General features: G+C 68.1%; 16 protein-coding genes and 2 tRNA genes. 1 reads left to right on the forward strand and 17 read right to left on the reverse strand.

Features of this window, described 5'->3' with window-relative positions; all coding sequences use genetic code 11:
• Positions 1-11: 11 nt before the first annotated feature.
• The 9 genes from BN10_RS13310 to BN10_RS13340 form a co-directional block, all read right to left on the reverse strand.
• Positions 12-87 (reverse strand) — tRNA-Ala (locus BN10_RS13310).
• 45 nt (positions 88-132) lie between these two features.
• Positions 133-297: a DLW-39 family protein gene (locus BN10_RS17485; RefSeq protein WP_010851777.1), complete on the reverse strand. Its 165-nt coding sequence runs from the start codon at positions 295-297 to the stop codon at positions 133-135.
• Positions 298-370: 73 nt separating this feature from the next.
• Positions 371-447, reverse strand: a tRNA-Ile gene (locus BN10_RS13315).
• 132 nt (positions 448-579) lie between these two features.
• A complete protein-coding gene (locus BN10_RS17860; RefSeq protein WP_010851778.1) occupies positions 580-888 on the reverse strand; it encodes a DUF3566 domain-containing protein in 309 nt (102 codons plus the stop codon).
• Positions 889-970: 82 nt separating this feature from the next.
• Positions 971-1162: a hypothetical protein gene (locus tag BN10_RS17865; RefSeq protein WP_051369715.1), complete on the reverse strand. Its 192-nt coding sequence runs from the start codon at positions 1160-1162 to the stop codon at positions 971-973.
• Positions 1159-3726 (reverse strand): DNA gyrase subunit A, encoded by a 2568-nt coding sequence (gene gyrA, locus BN10_RS13325; protein ID WP_010851780.1) that lies wholly within the window; start codon positions 3724-3726, stop codon positions 1159-1161. Before gyrA ends, BN10_RS17865 begins: the two co-directional genes overlap by 4 nt.
• A 138-nt stretch (positions 3727-3864) precedes the next feature.
• Complete coding sequence (gyrB, locus tag BN10_RS13330) at positions 3865-5973, reverse strand: DNA topoisomerase (ATP-hydrolyzing) subunit B (RefSeq protein ID WP_010851781.1); 2109 nt, start codon at positions 5971-5973, stop codon at positions 3865-3867.
• A gap of 219 nt (positions 5974-6192) precedes the next feature.
• A complete protein-coding gene (locus BN10_RS13335) occupies positions 6193-7626 on the reverse strand; it encodes a protealysin inhibitor emfourin (protein WP_010851782.1) in 1434 nt (477 codons plus the stop codon).
• Positions 7627-7693: 67 nt separating this feature from the next.
• Entirely contained in the window at positions 7694-7936 is a 243-nt protein-coding gene (locus tag BN10_RS13340; RefSeq protein WP_010851783.1) for an aldehyde dehydrogenase family protein, read from the reverse strand.
• Between the two features lie 507 nt (positions 7937-8443).
• Here BN10_RS13340 and gdhA point away from each other — a divergent pair.
• Positions 8444-9796, forward strand: coding sequence for an NADP-specific glutamate dehydrogenase (gene gdhA / locus BN10_RS13345; protein ID WP_040751875.1), 1353 nt, complete (start codon positions 8444-8446; stop codon positions 9794-9796).
• A 100-nt stretch (positions 9797-9896) separates the two neighbouring features.
• On the opposite strand, the gene BN10_RS13350 is transcribed toward gdhA, so the two are convergent.
• The 8 genes from BN10_RS13350 to dnaA form a co-directional block, all read right to left on the reverse strand.
• Positions 9897-10331: a GlcG/HbpS family heme-binding protein gene (locus BN10_RS13350; RefSeq protein WP_051369717.1), complete on the reverse strand. Its 435-nt coding sequence runs from the start codon at positions 10329-10331 to the stop codon at positions 9897-9899.
• Positions 10332-10755: 424 nt separating this feature from the next.
• Complete coding sequence (locus BN10_RS13355) at positions 10756-11505, reverse strand: enoyl-CoA hydratase-related protein (protein ID WP_010851788.1); 750 nt, start codon at positions 11503-11505, stop codon at positions 10756-10758.
• Entirely contained in the window at positions 11502-11876 is a 375-nt protein-coding gene (locus BN10_RS13360) for an iron chaperone (RefSeq protein WP_010851789.1), read from the reverse strand. Before BN10_RS13360 ends, BN10_RS13355 begins: the two co-directional genes overlap by 4 nt.
• Positions 11877-11887: 11 nt before the next feature.
• Positions 11888-12496, reverse strand: coding sequence for a DUF721 domain-containing protein (locus tag BN10_RS13365; RefSeq protein ID WP_010851790.1), 609 nt, complete (start codon positions 12494-12496; stop codon positions 11888-11890).
• Complete coding sequence (recF, locus tag BN10_RS13370) at positions 12486-13691, reverse strand: DNA replication/repair protein RecF (RefSeq protein ID WP_010851791.1); 1206 nt, start codon at positions 13689-13691, stop codon at positions 12486-12488. Before recF ends, BN10_RS13365 begins: the two co-directional genes overlap by 11 nt.
• Before the next feature lie 166 nt (positions 13692-13857).
• Positions 13858-14898 carry a phosphogluconate dehydrogenase (NAD(+)-dependent, decarboxylating) gene (gene gnd / locus BN10_RS13375; RefSeq protein ID WP_010851792.1) on the reverse strand — a complete coding sequence of 347 codons (1041 nt, stop codon included), beginning with the start codon at positions 14896-14898 and terminating at the stop codon, positions 13858-13860.
• A gap of 103 nt (positions 14899-15001) precedes the next feature.
• Positions 15002-16135 carry a DNA polymerase III subunit beta gene (gene dnaN, locus BN10_RS13380; protein WP_010851793.1) on the reverse strand — a complete coding sequence of 378 codons (1134 nt, stop codon included), beginning with the start codon at positions 16133-16135 and terminating at the stop codon, positions 15002-15004.
• A 619-nt stretch (positions 16136-16754) separates the two neighbouring features.
• Positions 16755-18296 (reverse strand): chromosomal replication initiator protein DnaA, encoded by a 1542-nt coding sequence (gene dnaA, locus BN10_RS13385; protein ID WP_040753674.1) that lies wholly within the window; start codon positions 18294-18296, stop codon positions 16755-16757.
• Positions 18297-18806 lie beyond the last annotated feature (510 nt).

Consider the following 18806-nt stretch of genomic DNA (forward strand, 5'->3'; position numbering starts at 1 on the left):
AGTCGCGCGGATGGTGGAGCCTAGGGGACTCGAACCCCTAACCCCCTGCTTGCAAAGCAGGTGCGCTACCAATTGCGCCAAGGCCCCGTGCCGGAGGACGCATGTCGACCGGGCTGGATGGAACTGGGTGGATCAGTTGCTGGTGCCGCCGTGCGGGAACGTCGTCGCGGCGTTGTCCCGGTCCGACGGCTTGGTCGCCTCGGCCCAGAGTTGGTTGTCGGCCTTGCCCTGCTGCATCTTGTTGCGGACGAAGACGGCGCCGGCTGCGGCGGCGACGAGCATGAGCAACTTCTTCATGGGGCCCTCCCTGGCGTTGGCGTCTCCACGGTATCAGCGCCGTTGCCGGCGCCTCTTGGCGTGGATGGTCGGATGGTGGGCCTAACAGGACTTGAACCTGTGGCCTCTTCCTTATCAGGGAAGCGCTCTAACCGTCTGAGCTATAGGCCCGTCACCGATCCGGTGGCGCCCCACCGGCAAGCGGTGGACGCGACGTCCGAGGTTACCCCACGCTCGCTCACCCCACCAAAACGGTATGCCGTGTGCTCGCGGCGAGCACACGGCATACCGTCGGGAGGGTGGTCAGTCGTCGGTCAGGGTCAACCCGAGGCCGCCCACGAGCGAGGCCGACACGTTGTAGATGAAGGCGCCCAGGGTGGCGATCGCCGTGAAGATGACGACGTCGATGACGGCGAAGACGATCGACAGTGAGACCACGCGGCCGAAGCCGACGAAGTCCATGATGTCGAACTTCTTGTCACCGTCCTGGATGATCGAGCCGACCAGGTTGTTGACCTGGTCGAAGACGCCCATGCCCTTGAGCAGGAGCCAGAGGGCGGCAACTGCCACGACCATCGCGATGCCCAGGGCCACCGAGAGCAGGAAGCTCATCTTGAGCGCCGACCACGGGTCGACGCGCGACAGGGTGAGCCGGACCCGTCGGCCTCCGGCTGCCGGGCGCGCTGCCTGTGGCTCAGCCGGTCGCGGCCCGGTGGGACGCTGCTCGGCCGGGTGAGCCGCGGGCGGTCGACTCGTGGGCTGCCCTTTCGGCCTTGACTGCCGCGCGGTGCGCCCGGACGTCCTCGGGTCGCGTGGGGAACTTGGGGAGGGATGAGCCCGCCGACCCAGTGCTGGTCATCGGCTCGGTGGAGTCACCGGGGGTCACGCCTTACCTCCATCGTCGTCAGTCCCGGGGGTAGGACTTTCGGTGTCCGACGTTACGGTACTCACGTCATCGAGGTCATCCTCGGCCGACCGCTCGACGTTGCGGGCGACGGCGACGACCGAGTCACCCTTGCCCGGCTTGGCGAAGCCCATTCCCTGGGTATTGCGGCCTCGGCGGGTCACCGGCTGCACCGCCATCCGCACGACATTGCCCTTGGCGAAGACGACGAGCACCTGGTCGTTCTCGTCGACGGTGAGCCCGCCGACGAGGTCGCCGTTCTTGTCGGTCAGGTTGGCGACCTTCACGCCGAGCGTGGCACGCCCCTTGGCATCCCACTCCGAGGACGCGGTGCGCTTGGCCATGCCGTTCTCGAAGACGACGAAGACGTCCGGGTCCTCGCCCTCGCGGATCACCGACATGGAGAGCAGCTCGTCGTCCGCGCTCTTGAACTTCATGCCCGTCACGCCGGTGGTCGAGCGCCCCATCGGCCGGAGCTGGGCATCGGTGGCGTGGAAGCGCACCGACATTCCCTTGCGGGAGATGAGCAACAGGTCATCGGCGGCGGAGACGAGGTCGACACCGACGAGTTCGTCGCCGTCCCTCAGGTTGACCGCGATGAGGCCACCGGAGCGGGGGCTGTCGTACTCGGTCAGACGGGTCTTCTTGACCACGCCGGACTTGGTGGCGAGCACGAGATAGGGCGCCGCGGCATAGTCCTTGAGCGCCAGCACCTGGGCGATCTGCTCACCGGGCTGGAAGGCCATGATGTTGGCGACGTGCATGCCCTTGGCGTCACGGCCGGCATCCGGCAGCTCATACGCCTTGGCCCGGTAGACCCGGCCCAGGTTGGTGAAGAAGAGCAGCCAGTGGTGCGAGGTCGTCGCGAAGAAGTGCTCGACCAGGTCCTCACCGCGAAGGCTCGCGCCGCGCACACCCTTGCCGCCGCGGCCCTGGAGTCGGTACTGGTCCACCCGGGTGCGCTTGGCATAGCCGCCACGCGTGATGGTGACGACGACGTCCTCCTCGGGGATGAGGTCCTCCATGGACATGTCACCGTCGAAGGGCACGATCTGGGTGCGGCGCTCGTCGCCGAACTTCTTGACGATCTCGGCGAGCTCGTCGGACACGATCGAGCGCTGCCGGCCCGGCTTGGCCAAGATGTCCTGGTAGTCGTCGATCAGGCGCTGCAGCTCGTCATGCTCGGCGATCGTCTTCTCCCGCTCGAGCGCGGCAAGCTTGCGCAACTGCATCTCGAGGATGGCGCGCGCCTGCACCTCGTCGATGTCGAGCAGCTCGATCAGTCCGTCACGCGCTGCCTCGACCGTGCGGCTGCGCCGGATGAGGGCGATGACCTCGTCGAGCATGTCGAGCGCCTTGAGCAGGCCGCGCAGGATGTGGATGTCCTTCTCGGCCTTGTCGAGGCGGTATGCCGTGCGCCGCTGGATGACCTGGATCTGGTGCTCCACCCAGTGCCGGATGAAGGCGTCGATCGGCAGGGTGCGCGGCACGCCGTCGACCAGGGCGAGCATGTTGGCGCCGAAATTGGTCTGGAGTTGGGTGTGCTTGTAGAGATTGTTGAGGACGACCTTGGCGACGGCGTCCTTCTTGAGCACGATGACGAGGCGCTGACCGGTGCGGCCCGAGGTCTCGTCGCGGATGTCGGCGATGCCGGAGAGGCGACCGTCCCTGACCTGTTCCGCGATCTTCTGGGCGAGGCTGTCCGGGTTGACCTGGTAGGGCAACTCGGTGACGACGAGGCACTGCCGGCCCTGGATCTCCTCGACCTGGACGACCGCCCGCATGATGATCGATCCGCGTCCGGTGCGGTAGGCATCGTCGATGCCACGCTGACCCATGATCAGGGCGCCGGTCGGGAAGTCCGGCCCCTTGATCTCGCGCCTGACGGCCTCGAAGGTCTCCTCGCGGCTGGCATCGGGGTGCTCGAGCACCCACTGGGCGGCATTGCTCACCTCGACGAGGTTGTGCGGGGGGATCTGGGTCGCCATGCCGACGGCGATGCCACTGGAGCCGTTGACGAGCAGGTTGGGGAAGCGGCTCGGGAGGACCTCGGGCTCGAGGGTCTTGCCGTCGTAGTTCGGCTTGAAGTCGACGGTGTTCTGGTCGATGTCGCGGACCATCTCGACCGAGAGCTGGGCCATCTTGCACTCGGTGTATCGCGGGGCAGCGGCCGGGTCGTCACCGGGGGAGCCGAAGTTGCCCTGCCCGTCGACGAGCGGGTAACGCATCGACCAGTCCTGCACGAGGCGCACGAGGGCGTCGTAGATGGCCGAGTCACCGTGCGGGTGGTATTGACCCATGACGTCGCCGACGACGCGGCTGCACTTGTTGAAGCCACGATCGGGCCGGTAGCCGCCGTCCCACATGGCATAGAGCACTCGCCGGTGCACGGGCTTGAGGCCATCGCGCACATCGGGCAGCGCGCGCGACACGATGACCGACATCGCGTACTCGATGTAGCTCTGCTGCATCTCGGTGTTGAGATCGCGCGGCTCGACCCGATCCGTCTCCGGCGGCATCGTGCCGGTCGTGTCGTCGTCACTCATGCGTGGTCCTTACCTTTCGTGGTGCGTCCGGCACTGTGGTTGCCATACCGTCCAGTTGCCGGACACAAGGTTTTTGGGGTGGTATGCCGCGGGGCCGGCTCCCAGCGGGAGGCGAGGTGCGCGGCATACCGGGCGAGCTCAGATGTCCAGGAAACGGACGTCGCGGGCGTTGCGCTGGATGAACGAGCGGCGCGACTCGACGTCCTCACCCATGAGGACCGAGAAGATCTCGTCGGCCGCGGCCGCGTCGTCCAGGGTCACCTGGAGGAGCACCCGGTGGTCGGGGTCCATCGTGGTCTCCCACAACTCGGAGTAGTCCATCTCGCCCAGACCCTTGTAGCGCTGGATGCCGTTCTCCTTGGGGAGGCGGCGACCCTTGCCCTGGCCCTCCTTGATGAGGGCGTCGCGCTCGCGGTCGGTGAAGGCGAACTCGTGGGCCGCGTTGCTCCACTTGAGCCGGTAGAGCGGCGGCTGGGCCAGATAGACGTAGCCGGCCTCGATGAGCGGCTTCATGAAGCGGAAGAGCAGCGTGAGCAGCAGGGTGCGGATGTGCATGCCGTCGACGTCGGCATCGGCCATCAGCACGATCTTGTGGTAGCGCGCCTTGTCGAGGTCGAAGTCCTCACCGATGCCGGTGCCGAAGGCGCTGATCAGCGCCTGCACCTCTTGATTGGCCAGCGCCTTGTCGAGGCGGGCGCGCTCGACATTGAGGATCTTGCCGCGGATCGGGAGGATCGCCTGGGTGTGCGGGTTGCGCCCGCGCACGGCGGAGCCGCCGGCGCTGTCACCCTCGACGATGAAGACCTCCGAGACGGCCGGATCCTTGGACTGGCAGTCGCGCAACTTGCCGGGCAGGCCGCCGGATTCGAGCACCCGCTTGCGGGTGGCCTCCCGGGCCTTGCGGGCGGCCAGGCGCGCAGTCGCGGCCTGGACCGCCTTGCGGACGACCTCCTTGCCCTCATTGGGGTGACGTTCCAGCCAGTCGCCGAAGGAGTCGGTCATCGCGCGCTGGACGAAGCCCTTGACCTCGGAGTTGCCGAGCTTGGTCTTGGTCTGACCCTCGAACTGCGGCTCGGCAAGTTTGACCGAGATGACCGCGGTCAGACCCTCGCGGACGTCGTCCCCGGTGAGGTTGTCGTCCTTGTCCTTGAGCAGGTTCTGCTTGCGCGCGAAGTCGTTGATGAGCTTGGTCAGCGCCGCACGGAAGCCCTCTTCGTGGGTGCCGCCCTCGTGGGTGTTGATCGTGTTCGCATAGGTGTGGACCGACTCGCTGTAGGCGCTGGTCCACTGCATCGCGATCTCGAGGCTGAGCGAGCGGGCTTCGTCCTCGACCTCGATGTCGATGATCTCGGGATGGACCGGGTCGGACTTCTTGGAGCCGACGAGGTGCTTGACGTAGTCGACGAGCCCGTCCTCGTAGCGATAGGAGGCCTTGCGCGCCTTGGTCACCAAGCCGGAGCCGCCGTTGTCGTCGTCGGACTTGGCGACCTCGGTGATGTCGGCGGCGACCCCGTCGAGGTCGACCTCCTGCTCGGCGGCCTCGACCTCTGCGGCCGCCACGCGCTCGTCGACGAGGTTGATCCTCAGGCCCTTGTTGAGGAAGGCCATCTGTTGGAAGCGCGCGCGGATCGTCTCGTAGTCGTATTCGACGGTCTCGAAGATGTCCGGGTTCGCCCAGAAGGTGATCGTCGTGCCGGTCTTGTCGGTCTCCTCCTGCCGCTGCAGCGGGCCGGTCGGCACGCCGTGGTCGAAGGTCATGCGGTGGGCGTAGCCCTTCTGCCGCACACACACGTCGAGGCGGGTGGACAGCGCGTTGACCACGCTGGAGCCGACACCGTGCAGGCCACCACTGACCTTGTAGCCGCCGCCACCGAACTTGCCGCCGGCGTGCAATTGGGTGAGGACGAGCTCGACCGCGCTCACCTTCTCGGTCGGGTGGATGTCGGTGGGGATGCCACGACCGTTGTCCTTGACCCGCACGCTGCCGTCGTCACGCAGGGTCACGTCGATGGTGTCGGCATGCCCGGCGAGCGCCTCGTCGACGCTGTTGTCGACGATCTCCCAGACCAGGTGGTGCAGGCCCCGCTCACCGGTGGACCCGATGTACATCCCCGGGCGCTTGCGGACCGCCTCGAGTCCCTCGAGCACGGTGATCGCGCTGGCGTCGTATGCCGGGGAGTCAGGCGGGGGGGTCGGTGCGGTGCCGGGGGTCGTCGGGTCGGACTGCGTCTCGGGCTGGTCGGCCACGATGCTCCTTCGTCACTCACGGATCACGCCCGTCAGCGGGGGTCCGCTGCGCGGGCGTGAAGGTTCAACTGCTCAATATTCTAACGGTCGGCGCGGACCAGACGTGCCCTCTGACGGGCCGTGAGGGCCATTTTCTGGCTCAACGCGAGGCGTCGTGTGTCCCGATACGTCGCCCGGGCCTGGCGGGGGCCCTCGTGGCGATTTCCGAACAGCCCCCGATCACTCCCGGGGAGGCAGCAGAGTGCGGTCCATCAGCGTGCGCTGGTCGTCCGAGAGCCCCACCTCCGGGATCGCGACCTGCACGCCACGGGACGGCACGTCGACCTCATAGGTGAAGGCATCCGGGTGGGTCCGGGTCTGCTCCAGCGACGCCCGCTCCAGGGCCCTGGTCGCCACCAGGGCCTGCCACTGCTCGCAGTCATCCGTGGGCAGTTCCCGCAGGAGCACCTCTCGCTGGAGCACCTGGCCGGCCAGGCCGCCGGTGCGGCGCACGACGACCTTGGCATTCTTGTTGGGCGCGCCGGTGCGGGTGGGGCGCTTGCGGGCCCGTGGGGTGCGCGCCTTCGCCGGGTCCACCCCGACGCCCTGCCACGCGTTGCTGACCGCCGTGTGCGTCTCGGCGTCGACGGCCTTGGCGGCGGCGATGGTGAGCGCGGCGAAGGTCGCGAAGTCGCAGTCGGCCTTGATGTCGCCGGTCAACACGTCGTACCAGACCTGGCCGACCGACTCCCAGGCGTTGCCGCCCAACTCGAGCGCAGCCAGCACGAAGGCACGGTTGGGGATCCCGGAGTTGATGTGGACGCCACCGTTGTCGGCCGTGGTCTCGACGAAGTCGTCCATGTGCGCCGGCTGGGGGTCCTTGCCCAGCCGCGGGTCGTCGTAGGCCGTGCCGGGGTGGTGCATGTCGCGGAGCGCCCGGCCCTTGACGCCGGGGGCGAGCAGATCGGCGCCGATCAACCAGTCGGCCGCCGCGGCCGACTGGTCGGCCGCGTGCTGCTTGACCAGGGAGCCGAAGACGTCGGAGATCGACTCGTTGAGGGCACCGGACTGGCCCTCATAGTTCAGTCCTGCGGTGTACTGCGTAACCCCATGGGCCAACTCGTGGCCGATGACATCGATGCTGCGCGTGAAACCCAGGAAGATCTCGCCGTCCCCGTCGCCGAAGACCATCTGCGAGCCATTCCAGAAGGCGTTGTCATAGCCGGTGCCGTAGTGCACGCTCGCCACCATCGCCAGGCCGCGGTCGTCGAGGCTGTTGCGGTCGAAGGCCTCCTTGAAGAGGGTCCACGTGTCCCCGAGGCCGTCGTAGGCCTCGTTGGCCGCGGCGTCCTTGGTGGGCTTCTCGCCCTCGGCGCGCACGAGCGTCCCCGGCAGGGTGCGGCTGGTCGCGCAGTCGTGGATGGCCCGGCTCGGCGCCTCCGTGCTGCGTGGCGCCGCGGCGTGCTGCTCGACGGCGGTGAGGGTCGGCTCGCCGATCCGGACGCTCGGATCGGTGCGCCGATCGGCCCGCATCGCCTCGTCGTGCTGCAGGGTTGCCCTGGCTCGCCGCTCGACCTCGGGGTCGCCGGACTGGGACAGGGCCTCCAGGACGTAGGGCGGGATGATGGCGCACCACGGGTGGTGAGCGGGGAGCGGGAGCGAGCTGCGCGGCATACGACCACTGTGCCGAAGCCCACCGACAACCGCACGCCGGGGAACCTCTTGCGCCGGGCGGCCGCCGTCAGTGGTCGGCGAGCGTCCGATCGATCTGCATGACGACGGCCCTGGGCTCGGTGAAGAACTCGCGGCTGAAGTTGCCACCCTCGCGCCCGACACCTGAGTCCCCGACGCCACCGAAGGGAGTGCGCAGGTCGCGGATGAAGAAGCAGTTGACCCAGACGGTGCCGGCCTTGAGGGCACTGGAGACGCGGTGGGCGCGGGAGAGGTTCTCGGTGATGTGGCCGAAGAACTGCTTCTCGCTCATGGTGCCCACTGTCGCCCCGAGCTCGCTCCGGCGGCGACCGATGTTCCCGGTGCGGAACGCGAGCGGCGGACGGGGTGGGGCCGGGAGTCCGCGACACGGAATACCGCTTCGGCGCTGAGGGGGTATGCCGGCCGCAGCAAGCCGGCTACGTCGCAGTAGGTGCGCCTCGCCTGCTACGTCGCAGTAGATGTCGCATTCGCAGCACTTACTGCGACGTAGCAGGCGACACCAAGCACGGCGCCCGACATCTACTGCGACGTAGCGTGCTGCGTCCCTCCTGCGTGCGTCACTCGAGCATGAGCCACGGAATCGGTATGCCGCGGAGTCAGCCTCTCGGGTCGGGCTCGCCGGCGCGTTCGGCGAGGGTGACACCGCCGGCGGCGAAGTGGGTGCGCGGCACCTCGCGGACGATGAGGCGGATCGACTCCTTGGGAGCCACCTCGGCGGTGCAAGCGTCAGGTGCGCCCGCGACCCGACCCATCGCAGAGTGTGGTTAACGTGAGGCCCATGCCTGACGCCCTTCACCCCAGCATGCAGCCGATGTTCGACGCCGTCCTGGCGCGCAATGCGGGCGAGACCGAATTCCATCAGGCCGTCTATGAGGTCATGAGCAGCCTGGAGCCGATCGCCGGGCGCGACGACCAGTACGCGCAGTGGTCGATCCTCAAGCGCATCTGCGAGCCCGAGCGGCAGATCATCTTCCGCGTGCCGTGGGTGACCGACGACGGCGAGGTGCAGATCAACCGTGGCTTCCGGGTCGAGTTCAACTCCGCCCTCGGTCCCTACAAGGGCGGTCTGCGCTTCCACCCGAGCGTCAACCTCTCGATCATCAAGTTCCTCGGCTTCGAGCAGACCTTCAAGAACGCCCTGACCGGCATGCCGATCGGCGGCGGCAAGGGCGGCTCGGACTTCGACCCCAAGGGCCGCAGCGACGCCGAGATCATGCGCTTCTGCCAGTCGTTCATGACCGAGCTCTACCGACACATCGGCGAGTACACCGACGTCCCCGCCGGTGACATCGGCGTCGGCGGGCGTGAGCTCGGCTACCTCTTCGGCCAGTACAAGCGGATCACCAACCGCTGGGAGGCCGGCGTCCTCACCGGCAAGGGCCTGTCGTGGGGTGGCTCGCAGGTGCGCACGGAGGCCACCGGTTATGGCACGGTCTTCTTCGCCCAGAACATGCTCCAGGAGCGCGGCGAGGACTTCCAGGGCAAGCGGGTCGTCGTCTCCGGGTCGGGCAATGTCGCGACGTATGCCGTGGAGAAGGTCCACCAGCTCGGCGGCCGGGTCGTCGCGGTGTCGGACTCGGGCGGCTATGTCGTCGACGAGGACGGCATCGACGTCGAGTTGCTCAAGGACGTCAAGGAGCGACGCCGCGAGCGGCTCAGTGTCTACGCCGAGGAGCGCGGCGGGGCGGTCTCGCACACCACTCGTGGCTCGATCTGGGAGGTGGCCTGCGACGTCGCGCTGCCCTGCGCCACCCAGAACGAACTCCCCGAGGAGGGCGCGAAGGCGTTGGTGGACAACGGTGTCCAGCTCGTCGCCGAGGGCGCGAACATGCCCTGCACCCCCGAGGCGGTCAAGATCTTCCAGGACGCCAAGGTGCTCTTCGCGCCGGGCAAGGCCTCCAACGCCGGCGGTGTCGCGACGTCCGCGCTCGAGATGCAGCAGAACGCCAGCCGCAGTTCGTGGGGCTTCGACGAGACCGAGGCCAAGCTCGAGGAGATCATGCGCTCCATCCACGCCACTTGCGTGGAGACGGCCGAGGAGTATGGCGCCCCCGGCGACTACGTCCAGGGCGCCAACCTCGCGGGTTATCTCAGGGTCGCCGACGCGATGGTCGCCCAGGGCGTCATCTGACCAGAGGTATGCCGCGGGGCTGGGTCCGGAGTCTCCTGCGGATCCAGCCACACGGCATACCGAAAGTGCACTATTGGCGGGTTTGTGTGGACGTGCGGGGTCAGGCGTCGAGGACGGCGTTGTTCTCGCAGATCAGCTGCTCGGCGAAGGCGCCCAGGGCGGCGGCCGAACCACCCGAGGCCCCGACGGCTCCGACGACGTGGCCGTCGACGACGATTGCGACACCGCCACCGAAAGCAGCGATCCCGGGCCGGTTGGCGATGCCGCGGACGACCGCGTCCTCACCGGCGAGCGCTTCATAGAGCCCGTCAGTCGGGGCGCCGCCGAAGCGAACGACGGTGCGACACTTGTCGATCGCGATCAGGCCTGACTCCGCAAAGGCATCGTCCATCCGGGCGAAGGCGAGCAGGTCACCGGCCGCATCGGTCACCGCGACGTTGAATCGGCCCTGCAATTCCTCGGCACGTGCCAGGCCCGCGGCGAGCGCGACCTGCGCACCCTCCAAGGTGAGGGCGAGGCCGGGACGGGTGTGCACGGCATAGCTCTCGGTCTTTCTTGCGTCGCTCCTTTGCGTGCAGTTGCAGACGGCGTATGCCGTTGCCCGCACCTTTCCCTGCTCCCGGGGGCACAACCACAGACGTTCCTCAACCCGGAACGAGCACAGAACGCCTCACCTGCTGCCGAAGCCATCGCCGACACTGGCGCGGCGATGGCCAGTGAGCGAGCGCTGTGAGGGCGACCACCACCTCCGACGTGCCGTCCGCCCTCGCCGCCGAGGCCTCCAGCCCCTCGCTCGTTCCCTGACCCAGGGCCTTCCAAGCGTCTGCAGTTGCGCCAAATGATGGCGCAACTTACATGCGCCACCATTTGGCGCATGTGACATGCCCCGGATGGTGGCGCAACTGCAGACGGCTGGCGCCCCCCGTCCGGCCCGCCGAGGAGCGGGGCCCCGTGCGTGGTCAGCGGCGCAGAGCTGCGGCCATCAGTTCCTGGGCGACTGCGGAGTGGAAGAGGAGCCCGGACAGGCGTGCCATCTCCTCGCCCCGGGCATCGAAGTCAGCCAACAGGTCCGGGGTGAGCAGCGCCTTGGTACTCGTGAGGCCCTGGCGGTGGCCCTTTCGCAGGTCGGTGAGGACCTCCGCGACGACCTGGTCCATCGCGCCCGGCGCCGCGACCCGCGTGACGAGCCCGCCCGCGAGGGCTTCGTGAGCATCGAAGGTCCGCCCGGTGAGGAACCAGTCGGCCGCAACACGTGGCGCCAACCGCGCCCGCAGCGGGATCGAGATCGTTGCCGCCGCCAGACCGAGGCGGACCTCGGTCATCGCGAAGGTCACGGCCTCGGAGCAGACGACGAGGTCGGCGCTCGCGACCAGACCCAGCCCACCCGCCCGGACCGGGCCGTCGAGGCGGACCACCACCGGCACCGGCGCAACGACGATCGCTCGCTGCACGGCGATGATCCGCCGGGCCTGCTCGATCATGTCAACGCGGGCAGCCTCCTTGAGGTCAGCACCGGCACAGAACACCGGTTGGGACGAGGTGAGCAGGATCGCGACGAGCGACTCGTCGGCCGCGGCCTCGTTCACGGCGTCGCGCAACTGGGTGAGGAGCGCCGTCGAGAGCGCGTTGCGGTTGTGTGGTGAGTCCAGGGTGATGACGGCGACACCGTCGTCCTCGTGACGGGTCACCAGCACCGGCTGCTCACTCATGCCGGCCATTGTCCCGCGCGGATCAGGTGTGCGCGCAGCACCCGCTCGAGCACAGCGGTGGGTAGGCCCGCGGCATACGGGAAGTAGAGCGTGCCCTTGCCCTTCACATAGGGCTCGAGGTTCGACGCCAAGCCCGGATCGTCCGGCGGACTCGGCGGCACGGGATAGAGCGCGAGGTGCTCAGCCCAGGCCGCCATGTGGACGATCCGCTTGCCACCGACGAAGAGGGTCGGGATGCCATATGAGAGGCGCTCCTCGGGATCCTTCACCAATTGTGCTGTGAGAGAGCGGATCACACCCAGCGCAGCGCGTCCCTCGACCGAACAGTGGGCGTCGTACTCCGCCACCGACTCGAACTTCGGCATCGCCATGAGCAGCCTCCTCAGCCGTAGGTGTCCCGTGGTCCGCGACCCTTGGGTGCCCGCAGGGCGCCGCGGCTCCATGATGGCGCCGAAGGGCCGACGATGCGGATCTCGCTGACGACCCCCTCGCCGACCTCACCTGTGAGACGCGCGTGGAGGGTCGAGGCGAGCAACCGCAACTGGGTTGCCCAGGCCGTCGAGTCCGCGCGCACCGTGAGCACTCCGTCGACGAACTCCACCGGGTGGCTGTGGGCCGCCACGTCGTCCCCGACGATGTGGGGCCAGCGGCCGATCACGGCGCCGACCGATAGATCCGCCTTCCACCCCCGGTCAGCGACGAATGAGTCGATCTGGTCCCCGAGCAGGCGCGGGTCCCGGCCATTGTCGCCGGGACGGCTGCGAGGCGCTCCGGGCAGGTCCTTGGCCCGGCGGATCACGGGGCGGCCGGGCCGTAGTCCTTTCGCGCGCGCCGCCGCGCGAGCGCGGGCGAGGGCGTCGACGGCAGCATCCGACGTGTCCGGGTCCCCTCCGACACCCTTGGCACCCTCGGCGCCCGCAGCGCCCGCGGCGCCCGCGGCGCCCGCGGTGTCGGCGTTGTCAGGAGACAGGCCGCCGCGGTCACTCATCACTGCCCACCTCCTCGATCTCCCCGAGGCGGATCCGCACGGACCGACCCCTCAGACTCTCGGGGACATCTTCGGGCACGGCAGCGGTGATGAGCACCTGTTCACAGTCGGCGACCAGCGCCGCCAGCCGCTCACGCCTCCCGGAGTCGAGTTCGGCGAATACGTCGTCGAGGATGAGGACCGGGTCGTCCCGCAGGTCGGTGCGGAGCAGGTGGTATGCCGCGAGCTTCAATCCCAGCGCAAACGACCAGGACTCACCGTGGCTGGCATAGCCCTTCGCGGGCAACTCGCCCAGCGTGAGGAGGAGGTCATCGCGATGGGGGCCGACGAGGTTCTGACCGCGCTCGATCTCCTGTGCGCGCATCGCGTCGTAGGACGCCAACAGTTCGGCGTGGATCTCCTCGATCTCGGGCACCTCGCCGGCAGCCAGCCGAGCAGCGAACTCGTCCCGAAGCGAAGCGCGATACGTGATCCGGGCATCACTCTGGCCGGCACTGACCTCGTCATAGGTGCTCGCCAGGTGGGGCCCGAGGTCGCGCACCAGGCGCAGCCGGGCATAGATGAGCGGTGCGGCGACCTGGGCGAGTTGGGCATTCCACACCTCAAGGGTGTGCAGGGCCGACTCCCGTTCGCTGACCTCGTCCAGGCCGTCGGGCACTCGACGCCGTGAGCGTCCCTTGCGCAGCACGGGCTGTGCGGACTTCAGCAGCGCCCCTCGCTGCTTGAGCAATTTGTCGTGGTCTGCCCGCACCCCGGCCCAGCGAGGCTGGCGCGCCACGAGCAGGTCATCGAGGAAGCGTCGGCGCTCCCCGGGGTCGCCCTTGACCAGGGCCAGGTCCTCGGGCGCGAAGAGCACGGTCCGCAGCGTGCCGAGCACGTCGCGTGGACGGGTCAGGGGTGATTTGTTGAGCCGCGCGCGATTGGCCCGCCCCGGGTTCAGTTCGAGCTCGACCACGGACTCGCGACCGTCCCGAACCACCGCGGCGCGCACGATCGACTGCCCCGCGCCGAACCTCACCAGCGGAGCATCGGTCGCCACCCGGTGGCTGCTCAGCGTCGCGACATAACCGATGGCCTCGACCAGATTGGTCTTGCCCTGACCGTTGAGCCCCACGAGCGTCGTGATGCCCGGCTCCAGAGGCAGGTCGGCACGCGGATAACTCCGGAAGTCTGCGAGGGTCAGGTGTCGCACGTGCACGGCCGAAGCGTATGCCGCGGTGGCTCGCGCCGCCGACGGAAACAGATCTCGCGCGGGGACACAGGTATACCTGTGTCCCCGCGCGAGATCTGTTCCGTGGGTGGGCTGGTCCGGGCTGGTCCATGGCGCCGCCCTCTTCCGTACGTGGGGCGGCGCGACCAGACCCTCAGCCGTCGGTCTTCTTCTGTGCAGCCTTCTTGGCGGCGGCCCGCTTCTTCGTCCCCGGCGCCGCAGCCTTCTTCGCGGTGCTGACCGATGCCGATTTCTTCGCCGCCGCGCGCGAGGCCGGCTTCTCGGCCTTCCCGACCCGCAGGGCCATTCCCTCGGCGATCGTCATGACCTGGTGGCCGCCGAAGCCACCACGCAGCGCCGCGACTGCCTGCATCGTCGGGCTGATCTGCTGGCGCGAGGCGAAGCGGGCGAAGAGTGAGGCCGAGATGACCGGCATCGGCACGTCGAGGGCGATCGCCTCCTCGACGGTCCACTTCCCCTCACCGGAGTCGACGGTGTAGTCGCTCACGTCCGCCAGGGTGGGGTTCTTCTCCAGCGCCTCGACGAGCAGGTCGAGCAGCCAGGACCGGACGACGGTGCCACGGGTCCAGGCCTTGAAGGCGCCGGGGACGTCCTCGACGATGTCCTTCCGGGCGAGCAACTCGTAGCCCTCGGCATACGCGGCCATCAGGCCGTACTCGATGCCGTTGTGCACCATCTTCGTGTAGTGCCCCGCGCCGACCTTGCCGGCGTGCACGAAACCTTCGTCGCGCGGACCCTCGGGACGCAGCGCGTCGAAGATCGGCATGGCGCGCTTCACATTGGCCTTGGTGCCGCCGACCATCAGGCCGTAGCCGTTCTTCAGGCCCCAGATCCCGCCGGAGACACCACAGTCGACGTATCCGATGCCCTTGGCCTTGAGCAGTTTCTCGTTCTCGAAGTCGTCGGTGAAGCGCGAGTTGCCGCCGTCGATGACCAGGTCGCCGGGCTCGAGCAGGTCGGCGAGCTTGGCCACGGTGTCGCGGGTGATCTGCCCGGCCGCCACCATCGTCCACACGATCCGCGGCCCCTCGAGCTTCTTGACCAACTCGGCGAGGGACTTGACGTCCGAAACCGCAGGGTTGATGTCGTAGCCGATGACTTCGTGGCCGGCCAGGCGCAGACGCTCGCGCATGTTGCCACCCATCTTGCCCAGACCGATCAGACCCAACTGCATTGCAGACTCCAGAGGTGGTGAGGGTTGGCTTCGAAGGTCAGGCTACGCGTGGTTGCGAGGTGCGCACACGGCATACCCAATGTGCACTATTGGTGAGTTTCGGTCAGGAGGCGAAGCGGACCGGCATCAGCACGTAGCGGTAGGACGTGTCGGCGTCCCCGTCGGCCTCGTCCTGGCCGGACAGGACGGCGGGCCGGCTCGGCTGGGTGAAGGAGATCCGGGTGTATGCCGTGCCCACGGCTCCCAGCCCATCGAGGAGGAAGTGGGGGTTGAAGGCGATCTCCAGGTCCGGACCGGTCAGCGTCGCCTCGACGGCCTCGGAGGCCTGCGCGTCGTCACCGGTGCCGGCCTCGATGGTCACTTGGCCCTCGCCGAACTTCAGCCGCACCGGCGTGTTGCGTTCGGCGACGAGGGCCACGCGCTTGACCGCCTCGACGAGCTCGGCCGTCGCCAGGACGACCTCGGTCTCGGAGGAGGTCGGGAAGATGGAGGACACCTTGGGGTACTCCCCGTCGAGCAGCCGTGTGGTGGACCGGCGCTGGCCGGCCTCGAAACCGACGAGCCCGTCGCCGCCGGCTGCGCCCCCGAAGGCCAGGTCGATCGAGCCGGTCGTGCCGAGCGACTTGGCGGTGTCGAGCAGGGTCCGGCCGGGGACGAGGAGCACCTGGTTGGCGTCGGTGGCGGCCGGGTTCCAGTGCAGTTCCCGCATGGCGAGGCGGTAGCGGTCCGTGGCGAGCAGGGTCATCTTGTCGCCGTCGATCTCGACCCGCACGCCGGTGAGGATCGGGAGGGTGTCGCCCCGATCGGCGGCGATGGCCACCTGGGCGACGGCTTGGGTGAAGGCGCCGCCGTCGATCGTGCCGCTCGCCTCGGGCGCCGTGGGCAGCGTCGGGAAGTCACCCTCGGGCATCTGCATGAGCGAGAAGCGGGAGGACCCACAGGTCACGTCGACCTTGTTGCCGGACGTCGAGAACTCGACCGGCTTGGCCGGCAGGTTGCGTGAGATGTCGCTCAGCAGGCGCCCCAGGACCAGGACGGTGCCGGCGTCCTGCACGTCGGCCGGGACGGTGATGCGGGCGGAGACCTCGTAGTCGAAGGCCGACAGCGTGATCGAGCCCTCGGCATCGGCGTTGATGAGGATGCCGGCGAGCACGGGGACCGACGGTCGGGCGGGCACCCCGCGAGCCACCCAGGTGACCGCCTCGGCGAGGACGTCGCGCTCGACACGGAACTTCACGGCATACCGACCAATCCGGCGCCAGCGGCGCCCAGTTCAGGCGAAGCCGAGGCTGGGCCTCGGCGGGAGAACGTGTCCCGGGGCATGCCGATGGGCGGCTGACGAACCGGGGAGCAATGACATTAGTGCACGTCCGCAACCCACGGAACCCGAAGGTCAGGACTCTTGCGAGGCGGTCCCGGGGCCGTTGTCGTGCACACCTCGTCATCGGGTGGCGAGTCCAAGTGGGAGGTTTAGTCGTTGTCATCGGTGTTGTGGATCCTGTGGACAACGAGGTGTCGCTGCAGGTCAGCACGCGTGGCGCAGCGTGGACAACCCGGTGGTTCAGGTGTGGGCGGCGACCCCTGGGTTGTTGACGGCCTCGCGGTGTTCACATCGCGTCCATGGCGAGGTCTCCGGTTGTCCACCGGATCCACCGAGTTGTCCACAGCCATCCACAGGCAATTGTGGAAAAAATCCGCGAAATGCCGTCACCGCGCCTCCGGGGCAGCGGTGGGCGTGGTTTTTCCACAGGTTTGCGCACACTCAGTGGACGGTCCGCACAGCAAACGTGGAGAAAGCGGTGGACAACCGCCACCTGCCTGTGGGGACAACGACCTTGTGGGGAGGGGAGCACGGCTCAGCGAGACTGCTGCTTGATCCGCCCGGTGAGTTCGGTGACGTTGTTGTAGATCGCGCGCCGCTCGGCCATCAACTGGCCGATCTTCTTGTTGGCGTGCATGACCGTCGTGTGGTCCTTGTTGAATTCCTTGCCGATCTCGGGCAGGGACATCGAGGTGAGCTCGCGGCACAGGTACATCGCGATCTGACGCGCGTTGACCAGGACCCGTGAACGGGACGAGCCGCGCAGGTCTTCGAGGGTGAGCCCGAAGTAGGCCGCCGTCTGCGCCATGATCGTCGCGCTCGTGATTTCCCCGCCTTCGGTGGGGATCAGGTCACGCAGGACGATCTCGGCCAGGGCGAGGTCGACCGGCTGGCGGTTGAGGTTGGCGAAGGCCGTCACCCGGATGAGGGCGCCCTCGAGTTCACGGATGTTGGTGGAGATCCGGCTCGCGATGAACTCCATGACGTCGTCCGGCACCGAGAGGCGTTCGTGGATCGCCTTCTTGCGCAGGATGGCGATCCGTGTCTCGAGGTCGGGTGGCTGGACGTCGGTGAGAAGACCCCACTCGAGTCGGCTGCGCAGCCGCTCCTCCATGCCGGCGAGTTGCTTGGGCGCGACGTCACTGGTGACGACGACCTGCTTGTTGGCGTTGTGCAGCGCGTTGAAGGTGTGGAAGAACTCCTCCTGCGTCTGCTCCTTGCCCTGGAGGAACTGGATGTCGTCGATGAGCAACACGTCGACATAGCGGTAGCGGCGTTGGAACTCGGCCGCCTTGCCGTCGCGCACGCTGTTGATGAAGTCGTTGGTGAACTCCTCGGAGTTCACATAACGCACCTTCACATTGGGGTAGAGGCTGCGGGCGTAGTGGCCGATGGCATGCAGCAGGTGGGTCTTGCCCAGTCCGGAGCCGCCATAGATGAACAGTGGGTTGTACGCCTTGGCGGGCGTCTCACCGACTGCGGTCGCTGCCGCATGGGCGAAGCGGTTGCTCGCCCCGATGACGAAGGTCTCGAAGGTGTACTTCGGGTTGAGGCGGGTCAGCTCGACATTCTCGGGGTTGCTCCCACGACGCAGGTTTGCCGGTATGCCGGTGGGCTCGGCCGCGCGGGGCATCGGCGTCTCGTCAGCGTCGAGGCCGTCGAGCTCGAGGCGGCGCTGAGCACGGCGGACCTCAGGATCGTCGAGATCCACCACGGCGAGATCGGCCACCCCATTGACGAGGGCGGGGTCGTCCTGGGTTGCCCGCTGCGGATCCGTGGCGAGACTGTGGTCCTGGGAATCGTGGGCATCGAGGTCGAGGGGCTCGGCCTCGGCCAAGGAGGGGTCCACGGTGACCGCCAGGCGCAACGGTCGATCCAGTTCGGCCGTCAGGTGACCGCTGATCCGCCCCCGCAGCCGGGTCTCGACGATGTCCTTGCTGAAGTCATTGGGGACCGCGATCAGCGCGGTCTCGTCGAGGACTCCCGCCAGCCGGGTGATGCTGAGGAAAGCACGCTCCTGGTGCGAGACGCCTTCCCTGTCCAGGGCCCGCAGGATGCGCACCCAGACGGACGTCATCGAGGCATCCGCCACCGCATCTCCCCTTCGCCGTGCACCCGATCCGTCCGGTCGGATGGATCGTCCACAGAGTTGTCCACACTCTGTGGGTAGTCCCCTGTACCCCGGGCGAAGGCTCGACGCTAACCGCCGGTCGACACCCTCGCAACCCAGTCGACCGATCCCCGCACGAATGTCATCAGGACATCGGCGCGTCGGGTCGGCGTGTCGTGCCGCGGGATGGGGTCCCAGCGTGCGAGTCTAGGGGGTTGGGTGTGGGCGTCGAGGGTTTGGCGGCTGGTTTGACCCTCACCGGACCACTCGCGTACCGTTGACAAGCCTGTTGCATCGGGCGTTTTCGCCTGCCCGTGACCTCCACTGCCGCGTGATGGCCGTGCACGGCCGGACGAGGGCGACCGATGTGCCCATAGACCCACGGGTCCTTCCCTGACCCGGCACCTGAAAGAGACACCACCGTGAGCAAGCGCACCTTCCAGCCGAACAACCGCCGCCGCGCCAAGACGCACGGCT

This window comes from Phycicoccus elongatus Lp2 (genome assembly GCF_000367525.1).
Taxonomy (GTDB): Bacteria; Actinomycetota; Actinomycetes; order Actinomycetales; family Dermatophilaceae; genus Phycicoccus_A; species Phycicoccus_A elongatus.